Source organism: Gimesia aquarii (genome assembly GCF_007748175.1).
GTDB lineage: Bacteria > Planctomycetota > Planctomycetia > Planctomycetales > Planctomycetaceae > Gimesia > Gimesia aquarii_A.
This window is the reverse complement of sequence record NZ_CP037422.1, coordinates 7,094,677-7,108,349: the sequence shown is the minus strand read 5'-3', so window position 1 is coordinate 7,108,349 and position 13,673 is coordinate 7,094,677. Positions and strand designations below refer to the sequence as shown.

Below are 13,673 nucleotides of genomic sequence, written 5' to 3'. Positions count from 1 at the left end.
GTTGTCGGCTCCAATTAAAACTCTTTCATGATCAATTTGCCATCAGCACGATTACCTAATTGTTCAAACAAGGCAGCATCAATATCTTCCGAAATAAATTTGACTCTGCCATCTCCGAATCCAAATTGGGCACCACCTAGGTGGTAACTGCCAAACCCTCCTACTCTGAGTAGTGGATCAATTGGTTCTATCTTTTCTTCATTCAGTTCGTCAGACGGAGATTGATTGGGTCTATTGTAGTGTCTCAGATTATTTGGTAAATCCGCATTGAAAGAACCCGTATTTCGTAAACTGGCTTTTGTTCCCGACATCCAACCCAAATCATTATCTTGAAATAAATGCTCACCGATAAAAATCGTATTACTACTGCCGTCTGTGATCTGGTCGTAACTGATGCTGCTGTTTAAATACATCACGCCTGAATTATCAACATTGATGGGAGTGTCTACTGCGTCATAGCAAACCGCGTAATTGGTCTGATAGACTTCAATGTTATTCTCTGTTTTAGATATTGTGAGCGAATCTTTCGGATCTGAAGGGCATCGTAAAACCGAGACAGGTGCTTTTCGAGCTTGTTGATTCACTGGTGCATAAACGCTTTCATTAAAATCAATTGAACGATTCAAAATCGGCTGGTCCAGATAAGGCATTAAACCTGCCAACCATCCCATGTGATAACCCACGGGTTCATTTTTTATAGGACCAGTCTGGTTGTAGACTCCGGCGGGTAAAATCTCAAAAGCCATTTCATAATTTTGAATTGCCAGACTGATTTGCATCAGATTGTTTTTGCACTGTGTGCGTCGGGCTGCTTCGCGCGCTTGTTGAACTGCTGGCAGTAATAGTGCGATTAAAATCGCGATAATGGCAATCACAACAAGAAGTTCAATCAAAGTGAATCCATGGGGTTCGCCACTGGACCGACTTCGATAATTGAGAAGAGGGTTTTTCATAAATTTCATTCTCCAAATATATAAAATCAATGATAGCTTACAAAATAGAGTCAAATAAGAATTATAAAATCAATTTGGTGGATCTCTGAAATAAATTAGATCACAAAACTATATTTTTTGTACGAGTAACTGAAAATGCACCATTTTCAGGATAAATCACACGCGCTTGGATCGAGATCTGACGATCATCCTTTCCCTCGGTTTTCAGCGTTATCTCTGCAGAACCTGCATAACGCGTTCCAAGATCCATAGGACTAATCTCCCAGACCTCTCCTTTGTATTCATTGTTTTCCAGTCGTTGTTGGGCAGCACGTTCCAATGCTGATTCTAAAATCCATTCTGCCTGTAAACGATTTTGCTCTCTTATGGTTTGCCGCCTTTGTAATAAGGCAGATTTCAGTAATGAAGACATCAATAGTGAGATTAACAGCAGACAGATCATCACAATGACTAAGACAGCACCTCTGCGAGACGTTGTTCTGCCGAGTGATAGTTGTGAATTTGCTGAACTTCGCATATTAATGACCCCGTCTGTTCTCTTATTTTGTTTCTTCTTCCGGTTGTTTTTTCCGGATTGAGGCCAGCCGATGGTCATGGCCTATTATAGAAATAATTGACAATTCTCTGGTTGAAGCTTCGTTTTTATTGACTTCTTTTTGTACTGGTATATTAAATTGACGTGCTTGATCGATTGAAATTCCTGCTTGATTTGAACGCTTTCGTTGAAAGAAATAAGCCTGAGATCCTTCAGGTAAATAAAATGTATCCTGATGAACCTGCTGATCTTTCCGAATTACAAAACGGAAAATACGGCTGCCCTTGACATGATACTTCACAACTTCATTTCCGGCTTTTTTAATCGTCAATTCAGGACTGTTACGAGCATCCCCATCTAGAAAATCCAGGCTGTCAGCTGCATGGATATCAGACCGAATGAGACGAGAAAATCGATAAAAGGATGATCCTAACCATGTCGCTTTACTGGTTTCGCGTTCTGTACGCATGACTGTATTTATTATTGTCATGCTGATACCCATCAGCACAGTTGCAATTCCCATTGCTACAACTACTTCCACCAATGAAATGCCAGGAGTACTTCCGTGGTGTGTTTTCATCGAACTAACAATAAAACGCTGCATCACTACAAACTTTCCTTGGGACACACCCATGAAGTCAATCGCACAGGTGCGACATTCACTCCACGGTGATCTTTCCAGCCTAACTCTATCTGAATCTTTTTCATTACAGGAAGATCACCAGAGTCAGTGATTTCAATAGCTAAACTAGGATCGTGTAACTGCCCTGATGTGCTTTCTGAGAGAGCAAATTTATCTACGGCCGGTTGATTGATGTCATCGAAAGGTAATGCGGCAATGCGTTCCATCATATTTTCAACCTCGACGATTGCAATTTGGCAATGTTCAGTTTGTCTTTGTTCGCAATGTACCCAATAAATGGCTGGTACAATAATCATCGTGACAGTCATCAACAGTACGCCGGCAACCATCATTTCAACGAGTGTGAACCCCCGTTGTAAACACGGTAGGTTCTTGACGAAGCATAATTCCTGATTGATGTGATATTTTTTTTTCACGGTGATAACCAATATAAAACAATTATGCTAAGTTATTCATAAGTTCCACAAGTGGCAAAAATAAACCGATTACGAATACACCGACCAGGCAACCCATGCTTAGAATCAAAGCCGGTTCCAGGTATTCCCTGATTAATGCCATTCGGTAATCAATGCGTCGTTCGATACTTTTCGCAATGGCTTTAAGAGCCCAGCTTAAATTCCCTGCTCGTTGAGCTGACTGTAGCAAGCGTACTTCACCCGGAGTCAATAGGCTGTAATCGTGCAAGGAAGTCCAGCAATCGTTACCTTTTCGAATGTCTTCCAAAATCGCTCGAAAACGTTGTGATAGAAAACGATTTTTTGTGCAATGAGTTAGTGTCTCAAATGCTCCCATCAAAGGACGCCCTGAGTCTGTCACGACATGTAAAAACCGCAATACGTCGGGTGCCCTTCCTCGCGGATAAATGCCTGAAAAATACATCGGTCTCCCTCTGTACTCGAGATATTCGGTTTTGATTAACAATGCACGTAGTAAATAGATTGTTAAAAGCAGTAATGGAAAGATCCAATAGTATTTTACCAACCAATCTGACGCCCGAATGATATCCAATGTTAAAGCTGGTAACTCGACTTCAAAATCGAAATAAATCTTTTTCATTTTGGGAATAATCCAGTAGCAGATGAAGCTTAGGATTAATGTTAAGATAAATAGGACAGATACAATGTAATAGGAGACTCCTGCGCGTAGACTATCGCGTTCATTGCGCTCTTCTGCACAAACTTCAGCAGCCATTGTCAGGGCTGAAGGGAGCGTGCCAGATTCTGCCCCAGCCTTAACCAGAAAAAAAGCTTTTGTGGGAATGACAGACGGAATCTTCTCCAATGCTTCAGCTAAAGGGACCCCACTTCTGAGCAAATCGACTAAACGTATGATTTGATGCCTCCAATGACCTCGTACATCTTTGGCGAAAGCTTCCAGTACATCGATTAACGGGAGCTGCTTTTCTGAAGCGACCGCTAAAATACGCAATAATGCTACTTGTTGAGATTTAGTCACTCGTCCTAAAAAAGAAAATGATCCACGCAAAATAGAACTATTTTCCAGACGCAGTAATCGCTCGAACTGATTGAAACTGTCTCGCTTGGTCATCGACTAATGATCTCTTTCAACAATTTCCACTTTCTGTCTGAAAGATAGAAGATCCAAATGGAACTGGACCTCTATTCTTAAGCGATCCAGTTCATCAGTTGAATCAATGGCGCAAACATGGCAATAAATAACCCCCCCATTAGAATTCCACAGAATATAATAATGAGTGGTTCCACCACTGAAGCAAAAAACGTGATACGAACCCTCGTTTGGCTATTCAGCATGTCTGCCAATGCATTGAGAATCTCAACAGAATATTTTGGTCCTATACGTGAAGAGGTCCCTGTTTGGTTTGATAGTGTTTGCAAAAAAGTAACAGGAAAGATATTTAATGATGCCAGTGATGAAATTTGAGCTTGTCCTGTTGAAGCGGTTTGTGAGAATTGTCTGCAGGCAGTGCGGATTTCATAGTTGCTTGAGCTTTCACCAGTCATTTTCAATGCGTCGATAAAAGGGACGTCATTATCAACAAGTAAGGCGAGTAAATGAGAAAATCGAGAGACTGTAATCCCACTTAAAAGCCCTCCTACCAATGGTAAGCGATAAATGAGTTTCTGTATCACCCTTTGACCAATTTCTGTTTTCATAAGCCATAGACAGCCAGCAATTCCAAACAGTGCTGCTGGCAGATACCACCACCACTGAGTACACAAAAAATCGGACATTTGAAAAAGTTTCAAAGTAATTTCCGGCAATTCGATTTGAAAGTCCAAATAGATCGATTTAAAAGAGGGAATGATCCAAATCAACATACTCAACAACACCAGTAATGCGAAGCCGACTAGAATCAAAGGATAGCTGAGTGCCATCAGTAACTGGCTTTTCATTTCACCCAGTTGTCTGGTGTGAGCAACATAATCGGCTAAAATTTCACTCATTCTTCCTGACCGGATACCAGCATGAACCAGAGCGCAAAGCTCGCGTGGTGCTTTAGATTCTGATAACACCGTTTCCAAATCTTTACCTGCATCAAGCTGTGCCGCCAATTTCTGTACTGCGGAACGGAGGCGAGCATTTTCGATTTCATGTGAAACGGCCTCCAATCCAACAGACAAAGGCAGCTTAGCGCGTGTCAAATCAGACAGATGTTCCGAAATCACTTCAAAATCACCAGAAGACAAATTTGACATACTATTCTCACTAGTTGCACTAGAAGTAGCATAAACGGCCGCTTCTTCCTGTATGCATTCAATTTTCACACCCTGATTTTGAAGCATGCTGGCCACTTCATCCCGGTCAGCGGCATGAATACGGCCTGATACATTTTTTCCTTTCAAATTGATTCCCTGGTAACGATACCAAACCATCGATTTTCAATCCCGTGGAAACGAATAATCGTTATAAAGTATCACGATATTCAAAATTAAAAGTAATTCACTCTTCTTTAGATCTAGAACTTTAAGGCTCTGCCAATTGTTTAAGCATATCGGAGAACGGTAGAAATAAAACGAGAGAATAACACAAAACAGCTCCCCCCCCGATGATTGCTCCGGTAAAAATGGGAAATAGGACCCTGAACCAGCGTGTATAATTGGTCGCTTTTCTCCGATACATATCTGCAGCGTTTTTTAATGCGAGACTTAACTCACCCTGTTGATTTTTTGTTGTCAATAGCCAGGTTAACAGTGGCGGCCAGCCATATTCTTTTGCTGACTCACTGGTTTCCTGTTGAGATTTTAAATGTCTCTCTGCCATAAGATTCGCAGATTTCACTAATTGATCATCGCCGGTTGCCTCCGCTGACAACACGATGGATTCGGCAAAGGGGATATTCTGTTGAATCAAGAGCGAAAGTAACTCCGAAAAGTTGCCATAGCGATAATAATTAGCAATTTTATGAACTCCAGGGATCCATCCGACCAGGCGACTGGTACCTTTAAAGTTGAGTAACTGGGAGCTACCTGTTCGCATCCATAAGATGACAAATAGAAACAGTAATAATGGTGGAATTAACCCCCAGTAAATGATTGTTGATTCCATTGTATTTAAAAAATGTAATGGTCGAGATTGTTCGAACCGAAATATTTCATAAGCCATATTGAAGCGCGAAAGCATTTCGAACAGAAAAATTAGAAACAAACCATAAACTAGACTAAATACGATCAGCGGATAAACCATTGCCATGCCGATCTGACGTCTTAAATGAAACAGTTCCCAGGCATAATTTGACATTTCCTCCAATGCCACCGTTAACTTTCCAGATTTGATTCCCGCCTCGACAATCACTCGATAAACTTTGGGAAACTGAGAGCCTTCAGAATTCATCGCTTCAGATAATGAACTACCTCGTTCCATCCGGTTCGCTAATTTTGAACTGATCTTTCCCAAACGATCAGGGAGTTCATTGCCCATTTCTCGCAAACCTAATTCCAGTGGTATCCCTGCCTGGACTAATGAAATGATTTCTTCATTCAAGGCAATCAATTCATCAAGTTCAAATTTCGTTTCCATTGGATTCGATGGTTCTGAACCTTCTCTCGAATTCATGTTCATACTCTCTTAGATAGAAACGATTATTTCAGTATTGTTTTTAATCTTTGTCGTTTGTTAATCAGGTCACCTCATTTAGGTTTCCGTGCGAGTCATACCCAAAATTCGTCGTACTTCTGCAGGGCTTGTAATTCCCTGGTTGACTGCCTGCAATGCACGATCCCACTGTGTGCGCATTCCTGATTGAACTGCCAGCTGGTGTAATGCAGACGAATCTGCCCGATTTAAAATCGCATTCGTCACATCAACGTGATTCGGCTGAAGCATTTCTGTCAGAACAACTCGACCCAGGTAACCGGTCTGACCGCAATCAGAACATCCTGTGGGTACTTTCCATTTCTCAACATGCAAACCCAGACGATCCTCTTCCTTGGCTGAAAATTGTGCACATGAGCAAAGACGCCTCAAGAGGCGCTGACTTAGAATTGCTAATAATCCGCTACGTAGTAAGTAAGGCTCAATTCCCATATCTGACAGGCGGCTGACAGCCTCAGCTGCACTACCCGCATGAAATGTGGTCACAACCAGATGCCCTGATAGCGACGCCTGAAAAACCGTTTCTGCCGTCTCACGATCACGGATTTCTCCAACCATGATCACTTCAGGGTCCTGTCTCAGCAATGATCGCAGTCCCAAAACCATATCAAATCCAGCGGATGGGTTCACCTGTGATTGGGCCACTGTAGGCACAACGACTTCAATCGGATCTTCAAGTGAAGCCAAACTTCTTGAACCCTGCGATTGCTGTATAATTTCACGTAAACAGGCATAGATGGTTGTTGTTTTTCCACTGCCTGCGGGACCGGTCATCAAGACGACTCCACCGGTCTGGGTAAGTAAGTGTTTCAAGTCTGTGAGAATTTCGTCAGGCAAGTTCAGACTTTCCAGGTGCTTGTACTGTCCTGACCCGACAAACAAGCGCACTACAACCTTTTCTCCATAAAGCGTGGGGAAAGTACTGATCCGCGTTTCCACCGCTTGTTCCCCTTGCTGACGAATTCGCCCTTCTTGAGGAACATCGGTACGATATGTCAATAAATGTGAAATCACTTTTAAGCGTGCGGTAATTCGTGGTGCTAATTCATGTGAAAAATCAGCTACGTGATGCAATACACCATCGATGCGCCAATCCATACGCATTTGATTTTCAGTGGGTAGCAAGTGAATATCGCTGGCATTGATGGCTTGAGCCTGATTTAAAATTAAATCTACCAACTCAGTTACAAATTCGGGATGGCTCTCTGCTTTTTCAGGAAGCTGCTCTTGAAAGTGTTGGGACAAGGTCTCCTGCATTAATCGCCTCGATCAAAGATCTGCTCAATCGTTCCTGCACGCTCATCCCGAAAGCGAACGACGGCGTCAACAAGCCCCCATTCACAGGATTGTTTGAGAGTCGCCTGCACAGAATTCCAATCAGTCTTAATTGCCCCTGGCTGTGAAGTTGTGGTAGAGAGTCCTAAAACTTGACTGCCTCTTGCATAAATGGTCTTGGGCCAAGCGGGAGCATGATGAGAGGAGGCACTTTCTCTCAGCTCTGGAGTTTTCGTGGAAAAGAAAAGAGTCATTACGAAAAAGAGCATGGAAATTACAGCCAGACTTTGCAAGCGATTTCTTCGAGTGCGCGCCTGACGTGCTGCATTCAGCACTTGCTGACGATGACTGTTCCGCAAAGAATGGACAGAAGCGGCGCCAGCTTTCGCTAATTTTTCTTCTAGAAAATGATGGTCTTCAAACTCAAACATTGATATCCTCACGCGTCGTGGGACGCAGGTAATTATCTAGCTTTTGGAGTGCATAACGATAGCGACTGGCCACGGTATTGGGCGATTCATCCAGCACATTGGCAATTTCAGCAAATGTCATATCCTCCCAAATCTTTAAAACGACAACTTCCGACTGGTTCGTCGGAAGCCGTTTTAATGCCCGCCTGATTACTTGTGCCTCGTCATTCTCTTCCACAGTTGCAGAATCTCGTGACCAGAGCTGTTTGCACTGTGAGAAGATTTGTAATGGTTTTCGTTTTTGTAAAATTCTTAATGCTTCGTTTCTTGTGACTCTCAATAAATAGGCCCAAGGTTGCTGTGCCGTTGCCAAAATTTTGGGTCTCATGGCGATCCGCACCATTGTTGCTTGAATTGCGTCCTCTGCATCAGCTGTGTTCTTTGTGACCGTCACTGCATACCTGATGAGACGATGCGCCGTTAAATCGTAAAGCGAACCTAACTTACTGACACCATGATCATCGAGATCGTTGGCACAACAGCGTATCTTTGCGGCAAACTTGACAGGTGACAGTTTTTCCACCATTGAATTCGATTCTTCAAGCTTCAGAATAACTCAGATTGCCGTTATAGAAACATAACAACAATGTCTTAACAGAATTGTTAAGATGTTTTGACGAGCAAAATTCCCGCGAAATTTCTATAAACATCAAACTGATGCTTGTGTTCATTTCAACTAGATAATAACTATTTAACTTTCAACTTAACTTCCACTTAGACACTATTAGACAATAATTGTGAGATTATTTGTTTTCTCTTTATTAGATTTTTTATTAATTTTCGAACACATATTATGCTTATATTACATAAGTCATTATATATGTTGAAGATGCACCATTTATGTTTTTGGCCTTAGAATTCACAAAAGACATTTTGCGAGCAATTTCTAGACTTCCCTTATTCAATCTTGGGGAGAAATAGTGATGGTCCCAAACGACAATCCCTCTGCACGAGGGGTTGTACTCATTGGTATGCCCGGGTCAGGAAAATCGACAGTCGGTAAACTACTGTCTGAACAGACAGGCTTTCCATTCCTTGATACGGATGAATTGATAGAGTCCGGCGAGTCTCAAAGACTTATAGAGATTATCTCCGCGCATTCTGCAGAGGGATTTCGCAAAATTGAGTCTGCGTACGTTCAATCCATTCAATCGGCAGGATCGATCATTTCTACGGGAGGAAGTGTCTGTTATAGTAATGAAGCCATGCAACATCTTCGTTCTCTTGGTACGATAGTATGGCTGGATGTGTCTCCTGAAGTGCTGGAACAACGTATTTCAGATGCCTTTGACCGGGGTGTGTTGATAGAACCAGGAACGAGCCTGGCTGAACTGTATAAGAGTCGATATGCACTTTATGAAAAGTACGCACAAATAAAGATAGATGGCTCCAAACTCACTCCACAGGAAGTGGTCTCCCAAATCTGTCAGCAACTGGCTTTCTAATAGATTACTTCACTTAATATGAATGAAAACGATTGAAGAACCGATGCTACCCATACAAAACGTCAACGTTCATGATTCGATCCGTCTCGTTGCTCCTAAGGAACTCAAAGAGACTTACAAACGTACGGATAAAGTGACTCAGACAGTCGGTGAATCGCGTGAAAATATCAAGCGCATCCTTTCTGGAGAAGACCAGCGACTGATCGTCGTGGTTGGTCCCTGCTCAATTCATGATCCCCAGGCAGCTGTCGAATATGCCAAACGTTTGAAAGAGCTCTCTTCAAAAGTTGACGACCACATGTTTTTGATCATGCGGGTTTATTTCGAAAAACCACGCACCACTGTCGGTTGGAAAGGCCTCATTAATGACCCACATCTGGATGGGACCTTTGATGTTTCCTCTGGTTTAAAGATTGCCCGTCAGTTATTACTCCAAATTGGTGAAATTGGACTTCCTACGGCAACGGAAATGTTGGAACCGATTACACCTCAATATATTGCGGATGTCATTTCGATCGCATCTATTGGTGCACGTACTACAGAATCGCCGACACACCGTCAGATGGCCAGCGGATTATCAATGCCCGTCGGTTATAAGAATGGTACCGATGGCAGTCTGGATGTCGCATTAAATGCCATGCTTGCAGCACAAAGCCCACATAGCTTTCTGGGTATTGATGCAGATGGACAGACCTGTGTTATAAATACCAAAGGAAATCCTTGGGGACATCTGATTTTACGTGGTGGACGCTCTGGGCCAAATTACCAACGGGAACATTTGAAGGCTGCCGCCGATCGACTCAGATCGGCAGGGCTTTCTCCTCATTTTTTGGTCGATTGTAGCCATGCCAATTCCAACAAGGATTATCGTAATCAGGGCATTGTATGGAATGATGTGATTGACCAGCGCGTCGCCGGTAACGAAACAATTATCGGTTTAATGCTGGAAAGCAACCTGCATGCTGGTAACCAAAAACTGACAGACGATCTGTCACAGCTACAGTATGGTGTTTCCATCACTGATGAGTGTATCGACTGGGAAGAAACCGAAAGTTTGATTCTGACTGCCCACGAAAAACTGGCTTAGCCGGTCTCTACTACCAGAGCCGGTAAAAAATCTGTGAAAAGGTCATCAACAATTCTATCAGGCTCGGTGTAGCACGGCAGATTGGAAACCTAAAAAAAGAATTAAATAAACCTTGTCAACCCCGGTACAGCTAACGGAGGTTGATCGATTTTAAGATCCCAGTCCAGTTCATCAGGTACAAGCTTTTGCTCTGAGTTAAGAGCCTGCTCCCATGTAATTCTTTTACCTGTGTAGGCGGCCATCCTACCTAAAATGGCCATCATTGTTGTGCGAGCCATTCTCGTGCCATCATTGATCGGCTTTCCGGTACGAATTGAGGCGATGAGTTCATCGTGTTCAGTTTGGTACATGTTGTTTTTCACGCCACGATAGCGCCAATTGGTTTCCCCCTCAATGACGGGGGTTCGGGCGATTTTGCAAATTCCTTTTGTGCCGATGATGTAATCTCCGTTTGATGTATAACATCCATCCTGTGATCGACAGCCGAGAAATCCTCGAATACCGTTGGCATATTCGTAAACAACAAAGCCGTTATCAAACGTGTTTGCTTCAGAGGGAATCGCGCGGCTCCCGAGGGCAACGGCCGCGGTCGGCATGACATCATTGAGCCACCAGGACATTTTATCGACGCTGTGTGCGCCAGAAAGCAAGAGGGTCACATCGCCGGAAAGCCAAAGATAGTTATACCAGTCGCGAATCTGCCATTCCATATCAGTCATTTCAGATGTGCGTTCTCCATTATATTTATGATGGAGTGCACCACGATAATAGGTGGCGTACAGTGCGCGAACTTCTCCGATAGCGCCTGCACGAATCTGTTCTGCTGTTGCCTGAAGACTATGATTATATCGCCAGCAAAATCCAGAGACGATTGTGAGGCCTTTTGCCCGGGCCAACTCAGACGACTTCAGCACAGAACGAACGCCGGGGGCGTCGATTGCAGCAGTGATTTCAATAAACACATGTTTGCCACCTTCAACAGCAGCTTTAAGATGCAAAGGTCGAAAACCAGGTGGCGTGGCCAGCAACACAATATCGACGTCGCTGTCAATCACTTTCTGATAGGCATCAAAGCCGACAAATCGTTGATTCGCAGGCACTTTTATTTTTTCCGGTAGTTCCTTTTGAAGCAGGTTCAAGCTCGATTCAAGATTGTCTTTGAAAACATCACCCATAGCAGAGAGTTCAACATTATTGTCGGCTTTCAAGGCATTTAAAGCAGCTCCAGACCCGCGTCCACCACAGCCAATCAGCCCGATCCGGAGTGTTTCGGTATTCCCCGTACCAGAGGCGATAGCCGGAAAACCAATCTGAGAAGCCAATGCCCCGCCTACCGCAGCAGAAGCCGATGAATGTAGAAATTTTCGACGCGACGTTTGGGAATCTTGTGCATCATTCATGGTGTCACCTCTTCTGAGTTGAGTTGCTTCGATTGATTTCGCCGATCATTCCTCTCTGCCGTGAATGCCTGGTAAAGCTTCAATGGTTGTGACATGTTTCGATCCAAGGCAGTCAAAGCCAAACGAACTTTAACTGTTCTCTTATCACCTGGTATCAGATTATCCCCGAACAGTGAGAAGTCGAACGCACTGTAAGAAGTGAGGCGCTCAGAGTCTTTGTCAGCATGGTATCGTGTACTAATCGCATAACAATCCTGAGGTTGCGACATCAGCACAACTCCCAATTGTTTTTCTTTATCTGCCATGAAGGCGAAGCAACGTGCATAATGGCGCACAGGACACATCTGAACCGTGGACCGGTTCCATTCACTTCGATCCCAACGACCATCGATACAGTACCGTGCTGCGTGGGCATCACGAGGAAAAACCAATACCGTTTCACGAAAGACATCGTTGACTCGCGGTAAGACAAGTTCTTCTGCCTGACGGCCGCGTGTCCATAAATAGATGTAGGGTCGGAATGACTTGTTAAAATAATTAGGCATAAACACTTCGTAGCCCGAGTATGTTCCCCGTGATTGAACTGTCAATGTGAGATCGATGGCGTTCGGCTCAACTACTTCATATCGTGCTGTGAGAACGGCCTGATGTGACTCAGTCGGGGCCCATTTCACTTCGACCCAATGCTCGCCATATTTGATCGTGCGTTCCATCTTCCGCGGCTCACCCATGACTTGATTGACGGACATCAATTTGTAGAAATTCAGAGCAGAATATCTCTCATCAATGACTTGTTTTCTCGTGCGCTTATCGATCAGTCGAGTGACTCCATGGTAGGGGCCATCCAGACGAATCGTTCCCTGCATCTGTTTCGTTTCGAAATTAAAACTGTCTTTCTTACTGTTTGGTTTAAGGAGCGCGTTCTCGACTTTTGAACCAGTAATTCGACTCGATTTTGAATCGTCAGCAAACAGACTCGATCTGAACATCAAGGCCAAGGTGATACTGAATGTCAGCAGGTAGGTAATAGCACCTTGTTTTGTGCAAAAAAATGAGTTCATTTTATGCTCTTGATGTTGGTTATGTTAGGAGTACCACTCAATGAATGTTCCCATTTCGAAATAACTTCATTTTGGCTGCAACGACATCCACGCGGCTTCCACTAAAGTGTTGGTCGCGGAGAGTAGGTCCTGATCAACGCGCCCGCGGAGCCAGCTTCGACATAAATGAATGGCGGGACCAACGATTAATGAAATATAAAGTTCTGGAGAATGTCGAACAATCTCACCCTGCTTGACAAACGGTTCGAAGTGTGGCCAAACGGATTGAACATAATCGTCATTCAATGATCGATATTGTTCACTGATTTCTCCGAGATCGTCAGCCATCCCAAGTCGTGTTAGATAAAGGGCCAGCGGTGGGTCATCTTTCACATCTTGCAAGTGGGTGGTAATCATGGCACGAATGCAGCCATAAGCTGTAGATTCATTCTCCAAAGCCTGCAAGATCTTTCGATGATAGTCATGCATCCCTTTGACGAAGAGAGTGAGTGCAATTTCATCCTTGCTGCGAAACAGATGGTAGATGCTACCGTGGCTGGCCTTTGAAGCGATTCGAATTTGTTCGATTGTGGTGCCTGCCACACCATGATCTAAAAAACAGGCTAGTGCAGCATCAAGAATTTCACGCCGTCGCTGTTCCGTCGAGATGCGACGTCCACTTTTTGCTCGTAACATGTTGTTAGACTTATTATTCATGATTAGAATGTTGATCTAGATTGTCAGTCTAGTC

15 protein-coding genes are annotated in these 13,673 nt (G+C 43.6%); 2 read left to right on the top strand and 13 right to left on the bottom strand.

The features are described from left to right. Nucleotides 1–14: 14 nt before the first annotated feature. The 10 genes from V202x_RS26820 to V202x_RS26775 form a co-directional block, all read right to left on the bottom strand. Entirely contained in the window at nt 15–953 is a 939-nt protein-coding gene (locus V202x_RS26820; RefSeq protein WP_145180103.1) for a DUF1559 domain-containing protein, read from the bottom strand. A gap of 100 nt (nt 954–1,053) precedes the next feature. After that, a complete protein-coding gene (locus V202x_RS26815; protein WP_145180101.1) occupies nt 1,054–1,470 on the bottom strand; it encodes a hypothetical protein in 417 nt (138 codons plus the stop codon). A gap of 22 nt (nt 1,471–1,492) precedes the next feature. Beyond that, on the bottom strand, nt 1,493–2,092 hold the full coding sequence (locus V202x_RS26810; protein WP_145180099.1) for a type II secretion system protein J: 600 nt from the start codon (nt 2,090–2,092) through the stop codon (nt 1,493–1,495). 2 nt (nt 2,093–2,094) lie between these two features. After that, nucleotides 2,095–2,547, bottom strand: coding sequence for a PilW family protein (locus V202x_RS26805; RefSeq protein WP_197993118.1), 453 nt, complete (start codon nt 2,545–2,547; stop codon nt 2,095–2,097). A gap of 22 nt (nt 2,548–2,569) precedes the next feature. After that, a complete protein-coding gene (locus tag V202x_RS26800; RefSeq protein ID WP_145180094.1) occupies nt 2,570–3,679 on the bottom strand; it encodes a type II secretion system F family protein in 1,110 nt (369 codons plus the stop codon). 77 nt (nt 3,680–3,756) lie between these two features. Continuing rightward, nucleotides 3,757–4,986, bottom strand: coding sequence for a type II secretion system F family protein (locus tag V202x_RS26795; RefSeq protein ID WP_145180092.1), 1,230 nt, complete (start codon nt 4,984–4,986; stop codon nt 3,757–3,759). Between the two features lie 91 nt (nt 4,987–5,077). Beyond that, nucleotides 5,078–6,166, bottom strand: coding sequence for a type II secretion system F family protein (locus tag V202x_RS26790; protein WP_197993117.1), 1,089 nt, complete (start codon nt 6,164–6,166; stop codon nt 5,078–5,080). A 78-nt stretch (nt 6,167–6,244) separates the two neighbouring features. After that, on the bottom strand, nt 6,245–7,462 hold the full coding sequence (locus tag V202x_RS26785) for a GspE/PulE family protein (RefSeq protein WP_145180090.1): 1,218 nt from the start codon (nt 7,460–7,462) through the stop codon (nt 6,245–6,247). Next, complete coding sequence (locus tag V202x_RS26780) at nt 7,462–7,911, bottom strand: hypothetical protein (protein ID WP_145180088.1); 450 nt, start codon at nt 7,909–7,911, stop codon at nt 7,462–7,464. The genes V202x_RS26785 and V202x_RS26780 overlap by 1 nt, the downstream gene beginning before the upstream one ends. Next, complete coding sequence (locus V202x_RS26775) at nt 7,904–8,476, bottom strand: RNA polymerase sigma factor (RefSeq protein ID WP_145180086.1); 573 nt, start codon at nt 8,474–8,476, stop codon at nt 7,904–7,906. Before V202x_RS26775 ends, V202x_RS26780 begins: the two co-directional genes overlap by 8 nt. A gap of 397 nt (nt 8,477–8,873) precedes the next feature. Between V202x_RS26775 and V202x_RS26770 the strand changes: the two genes are divergently transcribed. Beyond that, nucleotides 8,874–9,395, top strand: a complete 522-nt coding sequence (locus V202x_RS26770) for a shikimate kinase (RefSeq protein ID WP_145180084.1) — start codon at nt 8,874–8,876, stop codon at nt 9,393–9,395. Nucleotides 9,396–9,438: 43 nt separating this feature from the next. Continuing rightward, nucleotides 9,439–10,482: a 3-deoxy-7-phosphoheptulonate synthase gene (locus tag V202x_RS26765; protein ID WP_145180082.1), complete on the top strand. Its 1,044-nt coding sequence runs from the start codon at nt 9,439–9,441 to the stop codon at nt 10,480–10,482. 101 nt (nt 10,483–10,583) lie between these two features. Here V202x_RS26765 and V202x_RS26760 read toward each other — a convergent pair whose 3' ends face one another. The 3 genes from V202x_RS26760 to V202x_RS26750 form a co-directional block, all read right to left on the bottom strand. Continuing rightward, a complete protein-coding gene (locus V202x_RS26760; protein WP_145180080.1) occupies nt 10,584–11,882 on the bottom strand; it encodes a Gfo/Idh/MocA family protein in 1,299 nt (432 codons plus the stop codon). Then, nucleotides 11,879–12,943, bottom strand: a complete 1,065-nt coding sequence (locus tag V202x_RS26755) for a hypothetical protein (protein WP_145180078.1) — start codon at nt 12,941–12,943, stop codon at nt 11,879–11,881. The genes V202x_RS26760 and V202x_RS26755 overlap by 4 nt, the downstream gene beginning before the upstream one ends. A gap of 66 nt (nt 12,944–13,009) precedes the next feature. Continuing rightward, nucleotides 13,010–13,618 carry a TetR/AcrR family transcriptional regulator gene (locus V202x_RS26750; RefSeq protein ID WP_197993116.1) on the bottom strand — a complete coding sequence of 203 codons (609 nt, stop codon included), beginning with the start codon at nt 13,616–13,618 and terminating at the stop codon, nt 13,010–13,012. Nucleotides 13,619–13,673 lie beyond the last annotated feature (55 nt).